Origin of the sequence: Microbulbifer halophilus, from assembly GCF_026183675.1 — a bacterium.
GTDB lineage: Bacteria > Pseudomonadota > Gammaproteobacteria > Pseudomonadales > Cellvibrionaceae > Microbulbifer > Microbulbifer halophilus.
Map to the genome: position 1 here is coordinate 1 of NZ_JAPIVK010000029.1, position 23,849 is coordinate 23,849.

A 23,849-nucleotide genomic window follows, 5' to 3' on the forward strand; every position below is an offset into this window, starting at 1 on the left:
GGCCAGATAGCCCCTTGAGGGATGTAGGGACAGATGGTATCTACAATAATCTCGGGGAGCCGGAGACTGAAGTGACAAAAATATTACTGGTGCGCCACGGCGAGGCAGCAAAGTCGCCGCGGGATGCCGACCCGGGACTGACGGAACTGGGCCAGCGGCAGGCGCGGGAGCTGGCCGAGCGCTACGCGCGAAGCGAACGTTTTTCCCTGGTCAGCAGCCCCAAGGCCCGCGCCCAGCAGACCGCCCAACCGCTGGCGGATCGCTGGCAGGCACCGGTCTCCATCGAGGAGGCGGTGATCGAGATTCCCTCTCCCCCGGATGTGCCATTGCACAGGCGCGGCGACTGGCTGCGCGGCTTACTGGAAAGCGAATGGGACAAAAAAGATGCGCTGCAGTCCGGCTGGCGCCGCAATACCATCGATTACCTCGCGCAACTGCAACAGGACACCGCGGTCTTCTGCCACTTTATGGTGCTCAATTCGGTGGTGGCGCATATTCGCGGCGACAGGCGGGTTCGCCAGTTCAGGCCGGATTACACTTCGGTGACCGAACTGTCCCTGGACGGCGGAAAACTGGAGATTCGCCGGCTGGGCGCCGAGCGCCGCAGCCGCATTGTGTAGGGGCGAATCTTTGTGTTCGCCCGGCGGGCCTGCGGCCCGCATGCCGAGCTGGAGCTCGGCGCACCCAGACTACGCCAGGCTCTTGCTGACCACCTCGTACAGATCCCGCGAAATCTTGCCGGAATCCATCACAGACTGCAGCGCGGCCCGCATTTTCTCACCCAGCTCTTCGGTGTACTTTTTCCAGCGGGTCAGCGGTGTCACCAGCCGCGCGGCCACCTGCGGGTTGAGCTTGTCCAGCGCGACCACCTGTTCCGCCAGGAACGCAAAGCCGCTGCCGTCGGTGCGATGGAACTGGGCGAAGTTGCGATTGGCGAAAACGCCGATGACCGACCGCACCTTGTTCGGGTTTTTCAATTCAAACGCCGGGTGCTGCATCAGCTCGCGTACGGCATCCAAAGTGCCACGCCTGGCGCTGCCGCTCTGCACGCCAAACCAGAGTTCCACCACCTGGGTATCCCCTTCCCAGCGCCGGTAGAAATTCTCCAGCGCCGAGGTGGCAATATCGTCCGGGGCGTGGTTGGTGAGTGCCGCCAGCGCGGCGGCGCTGTCGGTCATGTTGGCCGCCTCGGAGAATTGCTCTTCGGCCAGTGTCAGCAGCTCCGGCTCTTCCGTCACGGACAGGTAGGCGAGGCAGGTATTTTTCAGGCTGCGCTCGGCGATATCCGCGGCGTTGGGGTCGTAGGGTTTATCGCTCTGCAGCCGGCGATAGCAGTCCCGCAACTCGTCTTTCAGGGCCAGCGCCAGCTCGCGCCGGGCAAAATCCCGCGCGGCGACAATGGCCTCGGCGTCGATCTTCTGCGCGTGTTCCGCCAGTGTCTGGGCGCTGGGCAGCGCCAGCATTTCCGCCACTAGCGCCTGATCCAGTTCGCGGTTTGCCAACACACTGCGATAGGCATCCACCAGCTCCGGCTGCAGTTCGAGTGTGCGCCCCGCGCGGAAATCCTGCTGCAACTGCTCCAGCGCGGCGAAGGCCAGGCGCTGGCCGGCGTCCCAGCGGTTGAACTCGTCGCTGTCGCTGCGCATCAGGAACAGCAACTGTTCGGTGCTGTAGTCGTAGTGAACCTTGACCGGCGCGGAGAAACCGCGCAGCAGGGAAGGCAGCGGTTTCTCTTTCAGGCCTTCGAAGCGGAAAGTCTGCTCGGCTTCGGTCACTTCGAGCACTTTCTGCGTGTTGTCGTCGTCGTCCAGTGGCAGGTCATTGCCGTCGCTGTCGAGCAGGCCCATGGCAACGGGAATATGCAGCGGCAGCTTTTCCTCCTGGCCCGGGGTGGGCGGGCAGGACTGCCTGATCGTCAGCGAATAGGTGCCGCTGCGCGCGTCGAACTCGTCACTCACATCCAGCACCGGCGTGCCCGCCTGGCTGTACCAGCGGCGGAAGCGGGTCAGGTCGACGCCGTTGGCGTCCTCCATGGCCCTGACGAAATCCTCACAGGTCACCGCCTGGCCGTCGTGGCGCTCGAAATAGAGGTCGCTGCCTTTGCGGAAGCCTTCGGCACCGAGCAGGGTGTGAATCATGCGCACCACTTCCGCGCCCTTTTCGTAGATGGTCAGGGTGTAGAAGTTGGAGATTTCCATATAGGAGTCCGGCCGCACCGGGTGGGCCATGGGGCCGGCGTCCTCGGCAAACTGCGCGGTGCGCAGCATGGAGACGTCCTCGATGCGCTTCACCGCGCGGGAGTTCATATCGGCGGAGAACTCGGCGTCGCGGAAAACGGTAAAGCCCTCTTTCAGGCTCAACTGGAACCAGTCGCGGCAGGTGACCCGGTTGCCGGACCAGTTGTGGAAATACTCGTGGCCGACGATGGATTCGATGGTCTGGAAACTGCGGTCGGTGGCGGTCTTGGGGCTCGCCAGCACGCAGGCGGAGTTGAAGATATTCAGGCCCTTGTTTTCCATCGCGCCCATATTGAAGTGATCGACGGCCACGACCATGAAGATATCCAGGTCGTACTCGCGGCCGTAGACTTCCTCGTCCCAGCGCATGGCTTTCTTCAGCGAGCGCATGGCGTGGTCGCACTTGCCGATATTTTTCGCCTCGGTGAAGATCTGCAGCTTCACTTCACGGCCGCTGGCGGTGGTGAAGCTATCCTCGATATGCTGCAATTCACCCGCCACCAGCGCAAACAGGTAGGCCGGCTTGGCGAAGGGATCCTCCCATGTGACTACCTGGCGCCCGTCCTCGGTGTGGCTCCTCTCTATCTCGTTGCCGTTGGCCAGCAACACCGGGTACTGCCGCGGCGCGACGATGGTGGTGGTGAACTTCGACATCACATCCGGGCGGTCCGGGTAGTAGGTGATCTTGCGGAAGCCCTCGGCCTCGCACTGGGTGCAGTACATGCCGTTGGACAGGTAGAGCCCTTCGAGCGAGGTGTTGTCCTCCGGGCTGATGCGGTTGTGGATCTCCAGCAGGAACTCGGGTTTCTCCACATCGATCGACAGCCCCTCGGGCAGCTCGCGGTAGCGGCTGGCGGGCACCAGCGCGCCGTCGATGGAAACCGACAGCAGTTCCAGCTCGATACCGTCCAGCACCAGCGGCGGCAGCCCCCCGCCGGCATCCGGGTTACGCCGGATCTGCAAACAGGACTTGACCAGGGTGGATTTCGGCTGCAGCTCGAAATGCAGGCGGGTGCTGTCCACCAGGTATTCCGGGGCGTGGTAGTCTTTACGATAAACGGTGCGGGGCTGGGCGTCTTTCATGGGTCTACTGGGCATTCCTTTGGTTACAACCGCCCCGCCGGATTCCCGGCGGGGGAAAAGGCCCACTATATAGATTTCAGTGTCACTGCCAAGGTCGAGAAAACGCCCGGGCTCGTTCAACGGAGTCTCGATGTAAATGCGAAGGCGCTGCTGCCGGGGCACCCTTGCGAGACTGTCTGCGAGAGGGACCTCGCAGACAAGCCTCCAGGGATGGATTTACGGCGTGTCTCGCAAGGGTGCCCCGGCAGCAGCGCCGTCCCGGTGCCAACTAAGGCCCCCCTATGCCAGGGTCGCGGCATTACTCACCATACCCAATCAATACCCCGCCGCGTGACCATCCTTGCGGCTCTCGGAAGCGCCGTGGTAGACCCCCTGGTCATCCCGCATGATGCCCTGGTAGCCGCCGTAGGGCCCGCTCACGAAACGGAGTTCGTGCCCCATCTGCACCAGCCTGCGGCGGGTCTCCATCGGGAAGCCGTCCTCCAGGCTGATATAGCCGCCGTCGCGCATCATCTCGTCGGTGGGCTGGCTGGAGCCGCTGTGCAGAATCCGCGGCGCATCTCCCGCCTCCTGCACGTTCAGGCCGAAGTCCAGCATATTGATCAGGATCTGCGCGTGCATCTGCGGCTGGGTGGCGCCGCCCATGACGCCGAAGCTCATCCAGGGCTCGCCGTCTTTGGTGACAAACGCCGGGATGATGGTATGGAAGGGGCGCTTGCCCGGCTGGTACTGGTTGAAGTGGCCTTCCTTGAGGCTGAACATCTCGCCGCGATCCTGCAGGATGAAACCGAGTTCGCCCGGCGTCATGCCGGAACCCATGCCGCGGTAGTTGCTCTGGATCAGGGACACCATATTGCCGTCCCTGTCCGCCACCGTCAGGTAGATGGTGTCGCCGTGTCGCAGCGCCACATTGCCCGCGTCATAGCGACTGGCCGCCTTGTCCGGGTCGATCAGTTGGCGGCGTTCGGCGGCGTACTCCTTCGAGATCAGTTCCTGCACCGGCAGTTCGTTGAAGGCCGGATCGGCGTAGTATTTGGCGCGGTCCTCGAAGGCCAGCTTCTTCGCCTCGACAAAGTGGTGAATATACTCCGGGCTGGTGCGGCCCATTTTCGCCAGGTCATAGCCTTCCAGGATATTCAGAATCTGCAGCGCGGCGATCCCCTGCCCGTTCGGCGGCAGCTCCCAGACATCGTAGCCGCGATAATTGGTGGACACCGGTTCCACCCATTCGGATTCGTGGGACGCCAGGTCTTCATAGGACAGGAAGCCGCCGTTCTCTTCCATATAGGCCGCAATTTCCCGGGCGATATCCCCCTTGTAGAAGGCGTCGCGACCGCCCTCGGCAATTTTGGTGAGGGTCTTCGCCAGCCGTGGGTTGCGGAAAATATCGCCCTCCTTCGGCGCCTCGCCGCCGGGCATATAGGTCTCGCGGAAACCCGGATACTTCTCCAGCAGCGGCACCGAGCGATTCCAGTAATAGGCAACCAGTTGTGTCACCGGGAAGCCGCTTTGCGCGTAGTCGATCGCCGGCTCCAGCACCTCTTCCATCGGCAGCCGGCCGAACCTGTCGTGCAACTCGAACCAGCCGTCCACCGCACCGGGCACCGATACCGGCAGCGGGCCGTGGGAAGGAATCCTATCCAGGTTATTGTCGGCAAAGTATTCAAACGGCAGGGACTTGGGCGAGCGACCGCTAGCGTTCAGGCCGTAAAGCTCTTCCTCGCCGGCGCTCCAGACGATGGCGAACAGGTCGCCACCGATACCGTTGCCGGTGGGCTCCATCAACCCCTGCGCGGCGTTGGCGGCGATGGCGGCGTCCACCGCGCTGCCGCCGCGCTTGAGAATATCCAGCGCAACCTGGGTTGCCAACGGCTGGCTGGTGGCCGCCATGCCCCGGGTGGCCAGCACCTGGGAGCGGCTGGCAAACCCCTCGCCGTTGACACGATCGTAGGCATCGGCGGACACCGCAGTCAGCAGTGTCGACAGGAATGCCGCCAGTGAGCTTTTACAAAACAGGCGTTTCACGGATTTTGCCTCTCGGTATTTATTTTCTGTTACAGGTTTGTATTATTCCGGTTACAGAGAGCCAGTCTCCATATTTCACCGCCCGGCGCAAGCTTGCCCCCGGGGCCACCCTCCTTTACAGAATCGGACAACCTTCCCGCAGTAATTTTCTACCGCCCGATACCGCCCCCTCCGTATAGTGTGTTCACGGATACAACAGGGTTGCGACCAATCTTCGACACTAGTGGGCCGTGGGCAAAGTTCTGCAACAGTTCGCTGCGCCAGAACGCCCGGCTCTGCGTTGAGAAAGCTCGAAATAGAACCACTATTCCAGCGCTTTCTCGCCTTGATCTGGACGTTTTGGCTGTGCTCCTTTGTCACACAACTTTACGCACGACCCACTAACTGTTGACCTCAAGTTAACTTGAGGAACTAGAATCCTCCGAGCCTGTGCAGTCCCCATCGGGGAAACACTGGCAGTCCCCAAGGTTTTCGATAACCTTTTTCCAGTAAGCGCCCCGGAGACCTGGCTGGTACACGGGGCATTGGCGGTATGGCTCCCATCCGGGAGCCACAGAGAAAGTGACAGCGGGAGTAACGCGCATGGACAGTCTGAATAAATTCAACACACGCTCGGCAGGCCGGTTGCGAAACCTCGCCTTCGCAATGATGGCGACGATAGTGGCAGTTGGCTGCGATTCGCAGGGCGGCGGCGCACAGGAACAGCAGACACCACCGCCGGCCGTCAACGTGGCGCAGGTGGTGGCGGAGCCGGTCACCCTGTGGGAATCCTTTACCGGCCGGGTGGTGGCGCCGGAAACAGTAGATCTGCGCCCGCGCGTCAGTGGCTATATCGACAAAGTCGCCTTTGAAGAGGGGGAGCTGGTGGAAGCCGGCGACCTGCTGTTCCAGATAGACCCGCGCCCCTACCGGGCGCGGGTCCGCGCCGCCCGGGCGGACCTGGCCCGCGCCCAGAGCCAGCTGGCACTGGCAAAAACCGAAGCCGGCCGCGCCAAACCGCTGCTGGACAAACGGGCCATCTCCCGCGAGGAGTACGACCGGCGCGAGGCGACACTGGCGGGCGCCAGGGCCGACGTCAGCGCCGCCGAGGCCGCGCTGGAGTCGGCGGAACTGGAGCTGCGCTACACCCGCGTGACAGCCCCGGTGAGTGGCCGCACCGGCCGCGCACTGGTGACACAGGGAAACCTGGCCAGCGCCGACCAGACACTATTGACCACCGTGGTTTCCGTCAGCCCGATGCACGTCTACTTCGACGCAGACGAAGATTCTGCGCTCGACAGCCGGCAACTGCTCGCCGCCGGGACTCCCACTCCGGTGCGTATCGGACTGGCCGGCGATTCCGGCTTTCCCTATCGCGGCAATCTCGACTTTATCGACAACCGCCTGGATCCGGGCACCGGCACACTGCAGTTCCGCGCGGAACTGGCAAACCCGGAAGGCGCCTTCAGGCCGGGCCAGTTCGTGCGCGTACAGCTGCCGGTGGCAAAAATGGAACACGCCCTGCTGGTCAATCGCAAGGCGGTGCTGACCGACCAGGACCGCCGCTATGTATTCGTGGTGGACGCCAACAACACTGCGGCGCGCCGCCAGATTACCCCGGGACGCACCCAGGGCGAACTGCTGGTTATTCGCGACGGCCTGAAAAACGGCGACCGGGTTGTGGTCAGCGGCGTGCAGAAAATCTTTGCCGACGGTATGCCGGTTGAGCCGCAGCAGGTTGCCATGCGGGATGGTGGAACCGTTGCGAAAACGGCGCTGGCGTCAGTGCAACCCTGACACAAAGTACCCCGAGGACGGTGCGCACGGCGCACCCTACGTAAGTTCGGAAAAAAACACCGGAGTCAGACGCGAAGGCCCTGATGCCGGTGGCTGTTTGCGGGACTGTCGGCGAGAGGGGCCGAAGGCGCCGTGAATACCTGGAGCGGCCGGGACACCTCGCCGATAAGCCTACAGGGATGTATACACGGCGGGGGCGCCTAGCCGTGTCCCGCAAACAGCCACCGGTAGCAGGGCCACCACTCTCTCTTACTGACAATAGAGAGGTGGCAATTAGTTACCTTTCAGGACTAGCAAATGAATTTCTCCCGATTTTTCGTCGACAGGCCCATCTTCGCGGCGGTGCTGTCGATCATTATTTTCGCCGTAGGGCTGATCTCGATCCCGAATCTGCCCGTCAGCGAATACCCGGAGGTGGTACCACCATCGGTGGTGGTGCGCACCGTCTACCCGGGTGCCAACCCCAAGGTCATCGCCGAAACCGTGGCCACGCCACTGGAGGAGGCCATCAACGGTGTCGAGGGCATGATGTACCTCAAGTCCGTAGCCGGCTCCGACGGCGTACTGCAGATGACGGTGACATTTCGGCCGGATATCGACGCCGAGGAGGCCACGGTACGGGTGCAGAACCGTGTCAGTCAGGCGCTGGCGCGGCTGCCGGAGGATGTGCGCCGCCAGGGCGTCACCACCCAGAAGCAGTCCCCCACCTTCCTGATGGTGGTGCACCTGACCTCGCCGGACGGCCGCTACGACACCCTCTACCTGCGCAACTTCGCCCGCCTGCACGTACGCGATGCACTGGCGCGCATCCGCGGGGTCGGCGACGCACAGATATTCGGTGGCGGCGACTACGCCATGCGCGCCTGGCTGAACCCGGACAAGATCGCCGCCCGCGGCCTCACCGCCAGCGACGTGGTGGGCGCCATGCGCGAACAGAATATCCAGGTGTCCGCCGGGCAGCTGGGCGCAGAGCCCATCGCCGACAGTGATTTCCTCACCCTGATCAACGCCCAGGGGCGCCTGCGCACGGTGGAGGAATTCGGCAACATCGTGCTGGAGAGCGGTACCGACGGCGAACTGGTGCGGCTGTCCGACGTGGCGCGGTTGGAACTGGGCGCCGGCGATTACACCCTGCGGGCCCAGCTCGACAGCAAGGACGCCGTGGCCATCGGCATCTTCCAGGCACCCGGCGCCAACGCGCTTGAAATCCGCGAGAACGTCGTCGCCACCATGGACGAGATCGCCACCCGCTTCCCCGAGGGGGTGGAATACGAAACCGTCTACGACACCACCATCTTCGTCAGCGACTCCATCAAGGCGGTGATCAAGACGCTGCTGGAAGCCGTGCTGCTGGTGGTACTGGTAGTGACCCTGTTCCTGCAGACCTGGCGCGCGTCCATCATCCCGCTGCTGGCGGTACCGGTGTCGGTGATCGGCACTTTTGCGGCGCTTCACCTGCTCGGCTATTCGATCAATACCCTGACCCTGTTCGGGCTGGTTCTGGCCATCGGTATCGTGGTGGACGACGCCATCGTGGTGGTGGAAAACGTGGAACGGAATATCGAGGAGGGGCTGGCACCACTGGCGGCCGCACACCAGGCGATGAAGGAAGTCTCCGGGCCCATTATCGCCATCGGCCTGGTGCTCTGTGCGGTGTTCGTGCCCATGGCCTTCCTGTCCGGTGTCACCGGCCAGTTCTACCAGCAGTTTGCGGTGACCATCGCCATTTCCACGGTGATTTCCACCGTCAACTCGCTGACCCTGTCGCCGGCACTGGCAGCCATGCTGCTCAAGCCCCACGACGCCCCCAAGGACAGGTTGACGCGGATCATCGACAGGCTGTTCGGCTGGATATTCCGCCCCTTCAACCGCTTCTTCGGCGCCAGCTCGAAAAAGTACCGCGGCGGCGTCTCCCACTCGCTGCGCCGGCGCGGCGCCGTGTTTGCAGTCTATGCCGTGCTGCTGACCTGCACCGGACTGCTGTTCAAGGCGGTACCGCCGGGCTTTATTCCGGTACAGGACAAGATGTACCTGATCGCCGGTGTAAAACTGCCCGAGGGCGCCTCACTGGAGCGCACCGACCGTCTGCTGCAGAAAGTCATCGATATCGCCATGGACACCGAAGGCGTAGCCCACTCGGTGGCCTTCCCGGGCCTGAACGCGCTGCAGTTCACCAATACCTCCAATACCGGTGTGGTGTTCCTGCCGCTGGATCCCTTCGACGAGCGCGAACGCAGCGCCAGCGAGATCAATGCGGAGATCAACAGCAAGATCGCGGGCCTCAAGGAGGGCTTTACCTTCTCCTTCATGCCGCCGCCGATCCAGGGCCTGGGTAACGGTTCCGGCTACCAGATGTTTATCGAGGACCGCGCCGACCTGGGCTACGGCGAACTGCAAAACGCGGTCAACGCCTTTCAGGGCGCCGTGGCACAGACGCCGGGGATGAGCTTCCCGATCACCAGCTACCAGGCCAATGTGCCGCAGTTGAATGCGGAGGTGGACCGCCTCAAGGCCAAGGCCCAGGGGGTGCCCCTCACCGGGTTGTTCGACACGCTGCAGACCTACTTGGGTTCCAGTTACGTCAACGACTTCAACCGCTTCGGTCGCACCTGGCAGGTGATCGCCCAGGCGGACGCCCCCTTCCGCGAGGACGTCGACGATATCAACCGGCTGCGCACCCGCAATATGAACGGCGAGATGGTACCCATCGGTTCCGTGGTGGATATCACGCGGGACTACGGCCCGGACCCGGTGCTGCGCTACAACGGCTACCCGGCCGCGGACCTGGCCGGCGAGGCGGACCCGCGGGTGCTGTCCTCCGCCCAGGCGATGGAGGCTCTCAACCGTATCGCCGATGAAGTACTGCCCAACGGCATGACCATCGAGTGGACCGACCTGAGCTACCAGCAGGCCACCCAGGGCGACGCGGCACTGCTGGTGTTCCCGCTGGCCATCCTGCTGGTGTTCCTGGTGCTCGCAGCACTCTACGAGAGCTGGACCCTGCCCCTGGCGGTGATCCTGATCGTGCCCATGTGCATGCTGTCGGCGCTGCTGGGCGTCTGGTTTACCGGTGGCGACAACAATATCTTCGTCCAGGTGGGGCTGGTGGTGTTGATTGCACTGGCCTGTAAAAACGCCATCCTGATCGTGGAATTCGCCCGCGAATTGGAGGAACACGAAGGCATGACACCGGTTGAAGCGGCGCTGGAAGCCTGCCGCCTGCGGCTGCGCCCGATCGTGATGACCTCCATCACCTTTACCGCCGCGGTAGTGCCGCTGGTACTGGGCAGTGGCGCCGGCGCCGAAGTCCGCCAGGCACTGGGGATCGCCCTCGTCTTCGGCATGGTGGGTGTGACCCTGTTCGGGCTTTTCCTGACGCCGGTGTTCTATGTGGCGCTGCGTAAGCTGGCCGGGAAAACCAGGCAGGCCCGCCGGGCGGAAGCAGCACTGGCCGAGGCATAAACCGGGGACTGCTCCCGGGGCTCCAGGTAGCTCCGGGGCGGCCCTGATACCGGGTATCCCCTTGCGGGACACGGGCTAGGCGCCCCCCCCTAAATACATCCCTGTAGGCTTGTCTGCGAGGTGGCCCGGCCGCTCCAAGTATTCACGGCGCCTTCGGCCCCTCTCGCAGACAGTCCCGCAAGGGGATACCCGGCATCAGGGCCTTCACTTCGACATCGCGATTTTTACCCAACACCTCCCCCGTCCCGACGCTCCGGGAAATCCTCCCGGGCACTTTTCTCCTCCCCCTCTCATAATTGCGCGTAGATGGTTACACTGAAACCGCTCAACGCCCGCAAGCGAGAGGAACCCGGTGCGCAGATCCCGACTCAGAATACTGATTGCCGTCGTATTGATCCCGGTGGTGGCCGGCTGGTGGGCGTGGCAGAATCGGGATCGTATTGCACCGAACCTGGTCAATCCGCTGCTGGAGGGAAGCCGGGTGGAATCCATCCGGGGGCTCGAAGTCGGGCTGAGCTCCATGAGCCTGGAGCAGATCACCCTGACCCTGGAAAGCGGCTCCAAGATCGCCCTGCGCGATATACAACTGCAGCAGCCCCTCGACCTGCTGTTCGGCGCCGGGGAAAACCACAGCCGGCTCGCCATCGCCGAACTCGGCTATCTTCCCGCCCCACAGATCGACGCCCCGGTCCCGCCGGCGGCACCGGCAACCGCGGAAACCACCGCCGGCGATCCCCCGCAGCCAGCGGAAGAGACGCAGGCACCGCGCGAACCGGATAGCGGCGAACTGCGTCTCAGCGAACTGCTGCAATTGCTGCAGCGATACCTGCCCGAGCGCATCGAAATCAGCGACCTGCGCTGGCTGGGCGGCCCCATCGAACGGGGCCGGCTGACATCGACCCGCGATCATCGCAAAGACCGTATCGACCTGCGCCTGACCAGCGAACAACAGCAGCTCCGTTTCCGGCTGCACACCCCGGATCGGCAACTCGATATTCGGGCGGAGCTGCAGGCAGGGAAAGAACAGGCCGCAATTCTTTCCGGCAGGGCAAACCGACTCGATACCACAGGCTGGGACACACAACTGCAACTTCAGCTGAACCTGGAACAATTGCGCAAACTGCCACTGCCGCAGCAGGTGCGGGAAACAGTGGCCGCGGCGACGGGAGCCGTCAATGCAGAACTGAATACACGGTTGCCGGATCGGTTGCTGCGCCCGGGCGAGTACCGGAATACCGCTCTCGACCTGTCTGCAGACGCCGCCACAGTCACCCTGCCCGAAGCCCTGCTGGGCGCACCAGTGCGCGTTGCGTTCGACACCCCCGAAGCCACCACCATCGCCTTTGCCTCGCTACTCCCCTTCCGACCGCGGGATATTGCCGGTAGCGGCCGATTGGTCGTCACCCCCGTTGCCGGCGACGCGCCGCTGTTGAGCGCGGATATCGATACCGAGGTTTCCGGGGGCCAGCCGGTTATTTCCCTGACCGGTGAAATTGAGTTCGAGGCCCTGACACCCCTGCTGGAAGCCGGGCGCTGGCAGTCGCGGGCGGTGGAACTGTCGTCGCCGGAGGGCCGCGGCAGTTTCCGCGGCACCGCAAAGCTGGAGCCCCTGCAGCAGTTTACCGTGGGCAGTGCACCCACGGTAAAAGATATCGAATTCATCCTGCTGCCGCAGACCCGGCTCGGTATCGAGGTATCGGGGAGAGACGCCGGGGCAACGATCCCGGATCAACTCGGTTGGCAAAAAGCCACAGCCGCGCTGGAACTGGCCGAAGCGCTGACAGTCACGGCCGCGCAGTGGCCCGGCGCCATTGCACTGGCGGCACCGGCGCTGGAGCTGACGGCACAGCCCGGCAACGGCGACGCGCCGGTTTCCGCCCGCGTCTCGAACATGACATGTCGGATCGACAGTGACCGCACCTGCGCACTGGAACTGGACAGCGAGACCGACAAACTGGCGCTGCCCGCACAAGAGCTGACCGGCGAAAAGGTCTCCCTCCATTCCCGGCTGGAAATCGACGCCCGGAAGCAGCAACTCGGGGCGATACTCCTGGATACGGAAATCGCCGCCGCTACCCTGCAGCGGCAGGATTGGAAACTGCAGGACCTGCACCTGCGATCCCCGAAATTGCAGTGTTTGCTGGCGGCGGGACAGCCGCACTGCCATGCCGCCTCTCTCGCGATAGCGGTCGGCGACGCCCGGGCCCCGAAGCTGGAAACCTCCGGTACCATCGAGCTGGAAGCAATCTCCTTTACCGCGGAAAACGGGCAACCGCGGGCAGAGGCGAAGTACCGTTCCCGGGATATCCGTGTCCTGGTACAGGAACAATACGCCCTCGACCCGTCGATCCGCGGCCAGCTCGAACTGGCCGGCGACACCCTGCAGGGCAGTGGCCACCTGCGGGCGGGCACCCTCCGCGCCAACGCCGACTGGCGCCACCAGCTCGAAAGCGGGCGCGGCGCCGCCAGCTTCGAGCTGCCCTCCACCGGATTCAGCCGCGACGCGCCGCTCAGCGACTCGATCGGCGGCCTGCCGGTGGATCTGGTTGCCGGCAGTATCGCGGCCCGCGGCCGGGTTTCCTGGCCACTGGGCGACGGGCAGGGCGGCGACAGCATATCGATGACCCTGGATCGGATCGCCGCTGTCTACGGCGATATGTTCGCCGTCGACCTGTCGGGACAGGTTACCGCCCTGTATCGGGGCGATACCTGGATCACCGAAAGTCCCCAGCCGCTTCGGATCGGTTCCGTCGACGTGGGCCTGGCGATCGACGACATCCGTTTCGCCCTTTCCCTGACCCCACAGGGCGACCTCGCCCTCTCCGACCTGAGCGCAGAGCTCCTCAGCGGAAAGCTGCAGTCAGCTGGACTGACCTGGAACCTCGACGGCAAAGAACGGCGCAGCGAGATCCGCCTGGACGGCATTTCCCTGGAACAGCTCGCCAGCGAAACGGAAGTCGGGAATTTTGCCGCCAGCGGCATTCTCGACCTGCACATTCCGCTGCTGACCGGCGAGGACGGCGTCACCGTGGAGCAGGGCCGCGTCGAGGCGCGTCCCCCGGGTGGCAGACTGCGCTACTACGGCGCCTTCTCTCCCGATATGCTGTCCGGCAACCCGCAACTGAAGCTGATCGCCGGAGCGCTGGAAGACTACAACTACCGCGAGCTGAGCGGCACCCTGGAATACCCTCCCAGCGGCGACATGCAGATGCAGCTGAAACTGGTGGGTCGCAGCGACTCGGTGGCGCAAGACCGGGACCTGGTAATCAACCTGAATCTGGAAAACAATATCCCCGACATGCTGCGCTCGCTGCAGGCCAGCCGGGACCTGACCGGGTCGCTGGAGGAAGCCGTCGACAATCAATGATTGAATATCAAAGATCGGCTATAAGCACCGGGACACTGCGAACCCTGGTATTTAATTTTCGATATTTGCGATTTGAACATTCAGTTTGAGTTAAGCTAGTACCCATAGAATGCAGGGCAGCCTCCATGAAGGCTTGCGATATTCGACCCGTGGTCCCGCAACGCGGGCTAGTGTGGTGTAATGATTGAGGAAGGTCCGATGACAACCACCCGACTGCTTCCGCTGCTACTGGCCGCCGCCGTGACCGCGGCGGGGTGTACGCCTACCGTGGCGGTACAGGCGCCCAGCGAACCGATCACTGTCAATCTCAACGTCAAGATAGAGCACGAGATTCGCGTGAAGGTCGACAAGGAGCTCGACAACCTGTTCGAAGACAAAGAAGGTATTTTCTAAGGAGGCGCACCGTGAAGACAGTAAAGACTGCCCTGCTCTGCCTGGGCCTCGCCATCGCCCTGCCGGCCATGGCCATCTCCCTGGACCAGGCCCGCAGCCAGGGACTGGTGGGCGAAGCCAACAGCGGCTATATCGCCGTAGTGGGCCAGAGTTCGCCACAGCTGGAGCAGCTGGTAGCCGAAGTCAACGCCAAACGCAAGGCCGAGTATGCCCGCATCGCCAAGCGCAACGATATCGCCGTAGCCCAGGTGGCCGCCCGCGCGGCGCAGAAACTGGAGGCGCGACTGTCATCCGGGGAGTACTACCAGGACAACCGGGGACGGTGGGCGCAAAAATGAGTGGTTAGTGGCGATCCCAACCACTGATCACTCACAACCAACCACAAAAAAACCGGCGCACGCCGTAATGCCAGTCAGTTAAGGCAACTGACCGGCATTAGGCGCACGCCGGGTTTTTATTTCGACTCTACAGGTTTGCAAACAGCGAGTGGCTGTCAAGGCCCTGTTTTTCCATCACCTCTCGCAGGCGCTTGAGGGCATCCACCTGAATCTGGCGGACACGCTCCCGGGTCAGCCCGATTTCGCGCCCGACTTCTTCCAGGGTGCTGGCCTCATAGCCCCGCAGGCCGAAACGGCGCGATACCACTTCGCACTGTTTGTCCGGCAGTTCACCCAGCCAGCGGTTGATACTGTCAAACAGGTCGGTGTCCTGCAGCAGTTCCGCCGGATCGGATTCGTGCTGGTCCGGAATGGTGTCTACCACGGTCTTTTCCGAAGACGGACCGATCGGCGTATCCACCGAGGTGACGCGCTCGTTCAGGCCCAGCATGCGCTCCACATCTTCCACCGGTTTGTCCAGCAGGGAGGCTATCTCTTCCGCCGAGGGCTCGTGATCGAGCTTCTGTGCCAATTCACGGGATGCACGCAAATAGACATTCAACTCCTTGACGACGTGAATCGGCAAACGGATTGTGCGGGTCTGGTTCATGATGGCCCGCTCAATGGTCTGCCGGATCCACCAGGTAGCGTATGTGGAAAAGCGGAAACCGCGCTCCGGATCAAATTTTTCCACCGCGCGGATCAGGCCGAGATTGCCCTCCTCGATCAGATCCAGTAACGCCAGACCGCGACTCACGTACCGGCGGGCAATTTTCACCACAAGCCGCAGGTTGCTTTCGATCATGCGTTTTCGCGCCGCCGCATCACCGCGCAGTGCCTTGCGCGCGTAATACACCTCTTCCTCTGCGGTCAACAGCGGGGAAAAGCCGATCTCGTTCAGGTACAGCTGGGTGGCGTCGAGATTTTTCTGCAAATGACTGTCGGTTTCCGACTTGCGCTCGCGCGCCTTCAGGGGGGTGGGTTCGGAGCTTTTTTTTGCCGCGACGCCCCGGGAGCGGCTCTTGGAAGTGTCCTTTGTTTTCTCTACTTGCGGTTGCTGTTCATTATTCAACTCTGGAGGAAGTTCTGCCTGGCCGGCGACTGCCCGATCTTGCCGATGTGCTTCCATTTCCCCAACTCCTTGTACTTTGCCAATGTCAGCCGCACTGCTGCTCGACTCCAGCCCCTGGGGGACCGCCGTCAGTGCGACAGCCTCCGGCATCGTTTGACCTTGCGGCCGTCACGATTCCGGTGACTACCTCAAGTGGTACAAATTAAAAGTCCATTTTTATCTGCAGAACCGCCGGACGCCCTACACGGATCATGGCAAATAGGTTTCGGGATTGACCGGTTGCCCGCTGCGGCGAATTTCAAAGTGGAGCATGTTGCGGCTGGTACCACTCGAACCCAGTTCCGCTATCCGTTGCCCCGCTTCGACTTCGCTGCCCTCACGCACCAGCAGTTTGTGGTTGTGAGCATAAGCACTGAGGAATTCCTCGCTGTGCTTGACGATCAACAGTTTCCCGTAGCCTCTCAGCGCACTCCCCGCGTAGATCACGGTGCCATTGGCTGCTGCGAGTACAGCGTCCCCCTTTTCCCCGGCGATATCAACACCCTTGCGCAGCGGATCCCCGGAGCGGAAGCCGCTGATGAGCTTGCCCTTTGCCGGCCATTGCCACCGAATTCCGTTAGATGAAATACGCGAATCCGGTTTCTGCGGCTTCTTCGATGTTAATGATTTTTTATTACGGACCCGCTTTTTTTTCGCTGGGGCAGTCTTGTCGGGAGGCGTTGGACGGGTCTTTTTGACCGTCTTGGGAGCTGCCGCCACCGGGGCGCTGCCCGTCAACTTCAACTTCTGGCCCGGGTATATCCGATAGGGCGGGGCTATCCTGTTGACGGCCGCAACTTCCCGGTAATCCTTGCCGTAGCGCCAGGCGATGGAGTAGAGGGTTTCGCCGCGGCTGACGGTATGGTGACCGATCCGCTGGCTCGGCGGTTGTTCCAGAGAGCTGGTGGGGGCACGGTGCGCGGTGCAACCTGCAATCAGCATAGCAACCCCCAGCGCGCTAATTATCTTTAACACACAGCAAAGCGACCGGCGAAGGCTATGCGAATTTGGCCGCCAGAATAGAGACTCAGATTGTTGCAAAAGACGACAATTCATTATTCTCTTTTTACATCAGACGGCCGGATTTATGGAAAAAGTGTCTAAAAAAATATCCCGAAACCGGGCCAAAAGCCTCTGGAAACAACTGCCATTCCGATCTGTACCCGGTGCGCTTTCAGGCGCCGCCCATCAAGGGTGCACAGAACGGTATTTTTCACCCAGGTAATCCACCACCAACACCAGCGCGGAGGCGGCCACCGCTGCCGCCAGTGCCGGGACGAGATAGGTCTGTTCACCGGTCGCGCTCGCATAGGTGGTGGGCAAGGTATTCGACATCAACGGTGCCACTTTGTCTCCGCCAGCGGCAACTTCACCGGCGGGCAACTTCCACGGCCACACGATCTTGAGGCTGCCCAGCAGCACACCGGCGAGGAATGCCAGGGTACGGGAAACGTATCGGTGCATCAGCCAGGACAGCAGGCGGCTGAACAGCATCAACCCCGCCGCGGCACCACTGGCAAAACAGAACAGGTTGAACAATTGCAACTCGTGCACGGCGGCCAGCACGCGCGGATAGACACCGATCATCAGCAGGATGAAAGCGCCGGAAATCCCCGGCAGTATCATGGCGCTGATCGCCAGTGCGCCGGAGAGAAACAGGGTCAGCGGTGTGGCCGGTATCTGCGCGGGCCGCATTTCGCTCACCGCAACTGCCAACAGACCCCCCAGGGCGAGACAGACAAACACCGACGGTGATCGCCGCGGAATCTGTCGCAGAATCGGCACTGTGGAGGCGAGAATCAGCCCGAAAAAGAAGCTCCAGACCACGATCGGGTAGCTGGCCAGCAGGTAACTGATCAATGTGGCCAGGCTGAAAATACTGAGCAGTATGCCGCTGAACAGGGCCAGCAGGAAACCGCCGTTGATACTCTGCCAGGCGGCGGCGATGCCCCTGCGGTACAGGAGCGTCAGGGTCTGCGGGCCGATGCTACTGAGGGAATCCAGCAACTCCCGGTAGATGCCGGTAATAAACGCGATGGTGCCGCCGGAAACCCCGGGCACCACATCCGCGGCGCCCATGGCCATGCCGCGGGCAACCACCGCCCAGTAGCGACTTCGCAATACCTTTTTCTCCTTCATCGAACCACGCCGCCGAGCAGCGGCACAAAACGCACTGCCTCGAGCCGCTCCACATCGAACTGCTCGCTGTCATCGCGGCGGCTGACGATGGTCAGGTGCTGGCGGTCGGAACCGATCGGCAGTACCAGCACACCGTTGGGCGCCAGCTGCTCCTTCAGTTCGGCAGGCACCGAGGCCGGCGCAGCTGCGGCCAGGATGGCGTCGTAGGGGCCCTTGTCCGGCCAGCCGAAACCGCCGCTGCTGAGCCTGAGTTCCACGTTGTACAGACCCAATTCCCGCATGCGCCGGCGCGCCTTGTCCAGCAGCGGGCCTATGCGCTCAACCGAATAGAGATTGTCCACCAGGCGCGCCAGTATCGCCGTCTGGTAGCCGGAACCGGTGCCTACTTCCAGCACCCGGTGCAGGGATTTCGCGCGGCTGAGCAGCAGTTCGGTCATGCGCGCGACGATATAGGGCTGGGAGATGGTCTGTCCGTAGCCGATGGGCAGGGAGGTATCCTCGTAGGCGCGGACCGCCAGGGCTTCGTCCAGGAACAGGTGGCGCGGCGTGGATGCCATTACATCCAGGACGGTTTCGTTTGTTATTCCCTCTTCCCGCAGCCTCTGGATCAGGCGGTTGCGGGTGCGCTGGGAGGTCATCCCCAAACCTTCACGTTTCAAGCGGTCCATATTCTTTTATTGTTCCAAACTTCAGCGGTGCGCACGGCACACCCGCCCGCCGGGTTCATTTCGGCACTGAGCAGTCCCCCCTCCCCGGGAGAGGGTTAGGGAGAGGGCGGCCGATCGGGGGCCCTCTTCTCCCGCCCCAAAAGGAAAGGCAGGCCAAGACCCCAAATCAGAAACAGATTCTATGTGGCACCGGACGCATTGGCCAGTACTGCCACCTCCCGCAGCACCGCAGTGGCAAAAGTCCCCGGCGGCAGTGCAAAACGCAACAGCAGCTCATCTTCCGACCACTGGTATTCGAAGGCCTCCGGCTGCAGCACCAGCGGCCGCCGCTCCTGCTTCAGGCCGCAGTGCTCCAGCCAGTCGCACCAGGCTTGCCAGGGGGCCACCAGCCGCTGCTCCAGCTCCCCCACGACTTCCCCGGCTGGATTGCGGCCGCGCCCCCACAGGGGGCCCGTGGGCTCGGCTTCCGGCTCTCCGGCCAGCGGCTGCTGCCAGTTCTGCAGCTTTACCCGCTCCGCCAGCACCCGGTTGTACAGCCAGCTGCGGGCGGCGGACATGGCGAACGACTTCTCGCTCCGGCGGCAGCGACCGCCCTCCTCCGCCAGCCGGCGCGCCAGCTCCAGATTGCCGCCCTCGCGGCCGAAGCGCTGTTCACCGAAGTAATTGGGCACTCCGCCGGCGATCCGCGCCAGCACCTGCTCCGCCGCCTCGCGATCGCCGCGGAGTTTGCGCAGGCGGATGGCGAAGCGGTTGCCGCCGTGCTCGCCGCGACGCAGTTTGCGCGGGCCCCGATGGTGTTGCAGCAGCGCAATTTCGTCGCTGTCGATACCGGACCAGTCCGGCGACCGTTTCTGCCCCAGCCAGACACTGAACCACTGGCTGGTGACCGCGTGGCGGTCCTTGAGGCCGTAGTAACCGACATCCTGTGGGCGCACACCCGCCAGCCGCGCCAGTTGCTGCGCCACCCAGCCGGTATTGGCGCCGCGCTTGCAGATCTGCAGGTAGACATGCTCGCCGGTATCGTCAATCGGCGGGCCGGCGAGCTCATCGACGACAAAGTCCTCCGGCAGGCTGCGGAAGTCACCCTCCAGGGCGGCGCCACCCAGCGCCCGCGGCCAGTCGAGCGCCCGGCTCCAGTTGGTTGGGAAATCAGTCATCGACACGCTCGAGCAACACCGTGGCCTGGGCGGCAATGCCCTCGCCGCGGCCGGTAAAACCGAGGCGCTCGCTGGTGGTGGCCTTGACGCTCGCCGCATCGATCTCCACACCGCAGTCGGCGGCGATATTCACCCGCATGGCGTCGATATGCGGCGCCATCTTCGGCGCCTGGGCGATCAGGGTGCAGTCGGCGTTGACCAGCCGATAGCCGCGCCCGGCAACCAGCCCGACCACATGTCGCAACAGTGCGCGGCTGTCGGCGCCGGCGTACTCCGCGTCCGTGTCGGGAAAATGGTGACCGATATCCCCCAGGGCCAGCGCGCCCAATAGCGCATCCGCCAGTGCGTGCAGCAGCACGTCGCCATCGGAGTGGGCTTTCAGTCCCCGCTGGTGGGCAATGCGGACGCCGCCCAGGATCACATGATCGCCGCAGTCGCCCCCGCCGGTGCGGAAGGCGTGTACGTCAAAGCCCTGGCCGATGCGAAAACTCACTAGCGCTTGTCCTCTGTGGCGGCATAGCGCAAACGCAGAATGGTTTCCGCCAGCAGAATATCGGTGGGATGGGTGATCTTGAGGTTGTCCCGGCGCCCGGGTACCAGTTGCGGCCGATGGCCGGACAGTTCCAGCGCGCTGGCTTCGTCGGTGACCGGTTCGCCCCGTTCCAGCCCGCGGCGCAGGCAGGAGTGAAGCAGAGCGAGCGGCGCGCGCTGTGGTGTCTGTGCCAGCCAGACAGAATCGCGGCTCAGGGTGCTGTCGACCACCGATCGGCCGCCCTCGACACGGCTCTGCTTGACGGTATCGCTGGCCGGAAGGGCCAGCAGCGCCGATGGGGAGACATCGTCGTCCAACAGCGCCTCGATATCCTCCAGTGCCACGCAGGGGCGCGCGGCGTCGTGTACCAGCACCGGGGTATCGCCGGCTTCGCGTGTGGCGAGAAAGTTGAGCGCGGCCAACACCGAGTCCGCCCGCTCGGCGCCGCCGGTAACCCGATGCACCTGCGGGTGCCCGGCTTCGGGCAGGTGCTCGAAATAGGTATCGTCGTCGGACAGGGCCACCACCACGCCCGCGACACCGGGCCAGGTGAGGATATTGCGCAGTGTCAGCGACAACAGCGGGCGCCCCAGCAGGGGCAGATACTGTTTGGGCCTGTCGGCGCCCATGCGTTTGCCGATACCGGCTGCGGGCACCAGCACCCAGTAGCCACTAATCACTCTTGGACTCCTCCGGGTCGAGAAAGATAAACAGCGTCTCGTCCTCTTTGATCAGGCCCAGATCGTAGCGGGCCTTGGCCTCGACGCCGTCGGTGCCCTCCTTGAGGCTGCGCACTTCGCGCAGCAACTGGCGATTGGCGCGCTCCAAGGCACTGTTCTTTTCCTGTTGCTGGGTCAACTCGCGCTTCAGGCGGGTGACTTCCGCCAGGCTGTCCTCACCTACCCAGAGGCGATACTGGGTGACGAGTAGCATGACGGTGAGAATTGCCAGCAGCCATTTCATAGGAAAATCACACGCATCCAACGATCTGCACCGGTAGGGGCGAACCTTGTGCTCGCCCGCCCCGGGGCGGGCCGTCGACCAGGGCGAACACAAGGTTCGCCCCTACATATTGCCGTGCCGGGTCTTATTTGAATTCGGCGCGGCCGCGATACGGGGCGGAGCCATCCAGCTCGGCTTCGATACGCAGCAGGCGGTTGTACTTGGCCACGCGGTCGGAGCGGCTCAGGGAGCCGGTCTTGATCTGGCCCGCGGCAGTGGCGACGGCCAGGTCGGCGATGGTGGTATCTTCGGTCTCGCCGGAGCGGTGGGAAATAACCGCGGTGTAGCCGGCGTCCTTGGCCATCTTGATCGCATCCAGGGTCTCGGTCAGGGAGCCGATCTGGTTGAACTTGATCAGGATCGAGTTGCCCACACCCTTGTCAATGCCTTCCTTCAGGATCCTGGTGTTGGTCACAAACAGGTCGTCGCCCACCAGCTGTACCTTGTCGCCGATCTTGTCGGTCAACACTTTCCAGCCGTCCCAGTCGCTCTCGTCCATGCCGTCTTCGATGGACAGGATCGGGTAGTTGGCGGACAGGTCTGCGAGGTAGTCGGCGAAGCCTGCGCTGTCGAACTGCTTGCCTTCGCCGGACAGATCGTATTTGCCATCCTTGTAGAATTCGGAGGAGGCGCAGTCCAGGGCCAGGGTCACGTCTTCGCCCAGTTTGTAGCCGGCTTTTTCCACCGCCTCGGCGATCACTTTCAGTGCGCCTTCGTTGGACGGCAGGTCGGGAGCGAAGCCGCCCTCGTCACCGACGGCGGTGTTCAGGCCCTGGGCCGACAGTACTTTTTTCAGGGAGTGGAAAATCTCGGCACCCTGGCGCAGGGCTTCGGTAAAGCTCCCGGCCTTCACAGGCTGGATCATGAATTCCTGGATATCCACATTGTTGTCGGCGTGCTCTCCGCCATTGAGGATATTCATCATGGGCACCGGCATGCTGTACTCGCCGGCCGTACCGTTCACCTCGGCGATGTGCCGATACAGCGGCACCTTCTTGGAAGCTGCCGCCGCCTTGGCCGCGGCCAGGGACACCGCCAGGATGGCATTGGCACCCAGCTTGGATTTGTTCTCGGTGCCGTCGGCATCGATCATCGCCTTGTCCAGCGCGCGCTGGTCGGTTGCGTCCATGCCTTTCAGCAGATCGGCAATGGTGGTATTGATGTTTTCAACGGCCTTCAGTACACCCTTGCCCAGGTAGCGGCTCTTGTCGCCGTCGCGCAGTTCCAGCGCTTCGCGGGAACCGGTGGAGGCGCCGGACGGGGCGCAGGCGGAACCGACAGATCCGTCTTCCAGGATCACATCGGCTTCTACCGTGGGGTTTCCGCGGGAATCCAGTACTTCGTAGGCTTTTACGGCGACGATTTTGCTCATTTAACAAGGGCTCCATGTTTTTTGAGTGATGAATGGCTGATTGGTGTTCGTTTGTTTGTCATTGCCCCTCCCTCTCTTGCCACTCCCGTAAGAGGGGGCAGTGGCGGGGGGCAGTTTGCGGGACACGCCGTGTATACGTCCCTGTAGGCTTGTCTGCGAGGTCCCTCTCGCAGACAGTCCCGCAAACTGCCCCCGGCATCAGGGCCTTTGCATCGGACTCCTGAATTCTTTTCAAACTCCCGATTTTACTTCGTATCCAGCGGCTCCAGGCTTTTTACCAGCTCGTCCACGGCTTTCATCTGCGCCAGGAAGGGCTCCAGTTTTTCCAGTGGCAATGCGCTGGGGCCGTCGCACAGCGCCTTGTCCGGATTCGGGTGGGCCTCCAGAAAGAGGCCGGCGATGCCGATGGACAGGCCGGCGCGGCCCAGTTCGGTGACCTGGGCGCGGCGGCCGCCGGAAGCGGCGCCGCCCGGGTCGCGCATTTGCAGCGCATGGGTCACGTCGAAAATCAGCGGTGCGCCGCCGGTGGAGTCGATCATGGTGCGGAAGCCGAGCATATCGACCACCAGGTTGTCGTAACCAAAGCAGGCGCCGCGCTCGCAGAGGATGACTTTCTCGTTGCCGCCCTCGGCGAACTTCTCCACCACGTTTTTCACTTGTGGCGGGCTCATGAATTGCGGCTTTTTCACATTGATCACTGCACCGGTGCCCGCCATTGCCGTCACCAGGTCGGTCTGGCGGGCGAGGAAGGCGGGCAGCTGGATCACATCCACCACTTCCGCCACCGGTGCGGCCTGGTGCGGTTCGTGCACGTCGGTGATCAACGGTACATCGAAAGTGTTCTTGATCTCTTCAAAAATTCTCAGGCCCTCCTCCATACCGGGGCCGCGGTAGGAGTGGATGGAGGAGCGGTTTGCCTTGTCGAACGACGCCTTGAAAACATAGGGAATACCGAGCTTCTCGGTGACCTTTACATAGTGCTCGGCTACCTGCATGGCCAGGTCGCGGGATTCCAGTACGTTCATGCCGCCGAACAGCGTGAACGGTTTGTCGTTGGCGACCTGGACGTTTCCGACTTCAATATTCTTCAATGTTTTCCCACCTTTTTTATTCGCCTGTCAACAGGCTCCTACGGCGGGCCTGCGGCC

The 23,849-nt window shown here is 62.9% G+C and carries 18 protein-coding genes; 6 read left to right on the forward strand and 12 right to left on the reverse strand.

What is annotated here, in order from left to right:
* Positions 1-71: 71 nt before the first annotated feature.
* A complete protein-coding gene (locus tag OQE62_RS14520; RefSeq protein WP_265722768.1) occupies positions 72-620 on the forward strand; it encodes a histidine phosphatase family protein in 549 nt (182 codons plus the stop codon).
* 69 nt (positions 621-689) lie between these two features.
* Here OQE62_RS14520 and pepN read toward each other — a convergent pair whose 3' ends face one another.
* Together pepN and ggt are read right to left on the reverse strand one after the other, a co-directional pair.
* The gene (gene pepN / locus OQE62_RS14525; protein ID WP_265722769.1) at positions 690-3,320 is read right to left on the reverse strand and encodes an aminopeptidase N; all 2,631 of its coding nucleotides are present in this window, start codon (positions 3,318-3,320) and stop codon (positions 690-692) included.
* Positions 3,321-3,635: 315 nt separating this feature from the next.
* Positions 3,636-5,345, reverse strand: a complete 1,710-nt coding sequence (ggt, locus tag OQE62_RS14530) for a gamma-glutamyltransferase (protein ID WP_265722770.1) — start codon at positions 5,343-5,345, stop codon at positions 3,636-3,638.
* A gap of 582 nt (positions 5,346-5,927) precedes the next feature.
* Between ggt and OQE62_RS14535 the strand changes: the two genes are divergently transcribed.
* From OQE62_RS14535 to OQE62_RS14555, 5 genes are all read left to right on the forward strand, one after another.
* Positions 5,928-7,121, forward strand: coding sequence for an efflux RND transporter periplasmic adaptor subunit (locus OQE62_RS14535; protein WP_265722771.1), 1,194 nt, complete (start codon positions 5,928-5,930; stop codon positions 7,119-7,121).
* A gap of 297 nt (positions 7,122-7,418) precedes the next feature.
* Positions 7,419-10,583 carry an efflux RND transporter permease subunit gene (locus tag OQE62_RS14540; RefSeq protein WP_265722772.1) on the forward strand — a complete coding sequence of 1,055 codons (3,165 nt, stop codon included), beginning with the start codon at positions 7,419-7,421 and terminating at the stop codon, positions 10,581-10,583.
* Between the two features lie 352 nt (positions 10,584-10,935).
* Positions 10,936-13,950, forward strand: a complete 3,015-nt coding sequence (locus OQE62_RS14545) for an intermembrane phospholipid transport protein YdbH family protein (RefSeq protein ID WP_265722773.1) — start codon at positions 10,936-10,938, stop codon at positions 13,948-13,950.
* Positions 13,951-14,148: 198 nt separating this feature from the next.
* The gene (locus OQE62_RS14550) at positions 14,149-14,343 is read left to right on the forward strand and encodes a YnbE family lipoprotein (RefSeq protein ID WP_250463782.1); all 195 of its coding nucleotides are present in this window, start codon (positions 14,149-14,151) and stop codon (positions 14,341-14,343) included.
* 11 nt (positions 14,344-14,354) lie between these two features.
* A complete protein-coding gene (locus OQE62_RS14555) occupies positions 14,355-14,681 on the forward strand; it encodes a YdbL family protein (RefSeq protein WP_265722774.1) in 327 nt (108 codons plus the stop codon).
* 127 nt (positions 14,682-14,808) lie between these two features.
* Here the strand turns inward: OQE62_RS14555 and rpoS are convergent, their stop codons facing one another.
* The 10 genes from rpoS to kdsA form a co-directional block, all read right to left on the reverse strand.
* Positions 14,809-15,849, reverse strand: a complete 1,041-nt coding sequence (rpoS, locus tag OQE62_RS14560) for an RNA polymerase sigma factor RpoS (RefSeq protein ID WP_265722775.1) — start codon at positions 15,847-15,849, stop codon at positions 14,809-14,811.
* 192 nt (positions 15,850-16,041) lie between these two features.
* Positions 16,042-16,773, reverse strand: a complete 732-nt coding sequence (locus tag OQE62_RS14565) for a peptidoglycan DD-metalloendopeptidase family protein (RefSeq protein ID WP_265722776.1) — start codon at positions 16,771-16,773, stop codon at positions 16,042-16,044.
* 246 nt (positions 16,774-17,019) lie between these two features.
* Positions 17,020-17,952 (reverse strand): DUF368 domain-containing protein, encoded by a 933-nt coding sequence (locus OQE62_RS14570; protein WP_265722777.1) that lies wholly within the window; start codon positions 17,950-17,952, stop codon positions 17,020-17,022.
* A 14-nt stretch (positions 17,953-17,966) separates the two neighbouring features.
* Positions 17,967-18,638 carry a protein-L-isoaspartate(D-aspartate) O-methyltransferase gene (locus OQE62_RS14575; protein WP_377535465.1) on the reverse strand — a complete coding sequence of 224 codons (672 nt, stop codon included), beginning with the start codon at positions 18,636-18,638 and terminating at the stop codon, positions 17,967-17,969.
* A 179-nt stretch (positions 18,639-18,817) separates the two neighbouring features.
* The gene (truD, locus tag OQE62_RS14580) at positions 18,818-19,795 is read right to left on the reverse strand and encodes a tRNA pseudouridine(13) synthase TruD (protein ID WP_265722779.1); all 978 of its coding nucleotides are present in this window, start codon (positions 19,793-19,795) and stop codon (positions 18,818-18,820) included.
* A complete protein-coding gene (ispF, locus tag OQE62_RS14585; protein ID WP_265722780.1) occupies positions 19,788-20,288 on the reverse strand; it encodes a 2-C-methyl-D-erythritol 2,4-cyclodiphosphate synthase in 501 nt (166 codons plus the stop codon). The genes truD and ispF overlap by 8 nt, the downstream gene beginning before the upstream one ends.
* Positions 20,288-21,007, reverse strand: a complete 720-nt coding sequence (gene ispD, locus OQE62_RS14590) for a 2-C-methyl-D-erythritol 4-phosphate cytidylyltransferase (protein ID WP_265722781.1) — start codon at positions 21,005-21,007, stop codon at positions 20,288-20,290. The genes ispF and ispD overlap by 1 nt, the downstream gene beginning before the upstream one ends.
* Positions 21,000-21,290 carry a septum formation initiator family protein gene (locus tag OQE62_RS14595; RefSeq protein ID WP_265722782.1) on the reverse strand — a complete coding sequence of 97 codons (291 nt, stop codon included), beginning with the start codon at positions 21,288-21,290 and terminating at the stop codon, positions 21,000-21,002. Before OQE62_RS14595 ends, ispD begins: the two co-directional genes overlap by 8 nt.
* A gap of 124 nt (positions 21,291-21,414) precedes the next feature.
* Positions 21,415-22,701: a phosphopyruvate hydratase gene (eno, locus tag OQE62_RS14600; protein WP_265722783.1), complete on the reverse strand. Its 1,287-nt coding sequence runs from the start codon at positions 22,699-22,701 to the stop codon at positions 21,415-21,417.
* Between the two features lie 245 nt (positions 22,702-22,946).
* Positions 22,947-23,792 carry a 3-deoxy-8-phosphooctulonate synthase gene (kdsA, locus tag OQE62_RS14605; RefSeq protein ID WP_265722784.1) on the reverse strand — a complete coding sequence of 282 codons (846 nt, stop codon included), beginning with the start codon at positions 23,790-23,792 and terminating at the stop codon, positions 22,947-22,949.
* Positions 23,793-23,849: the final 57 nt, after the last annotated feature.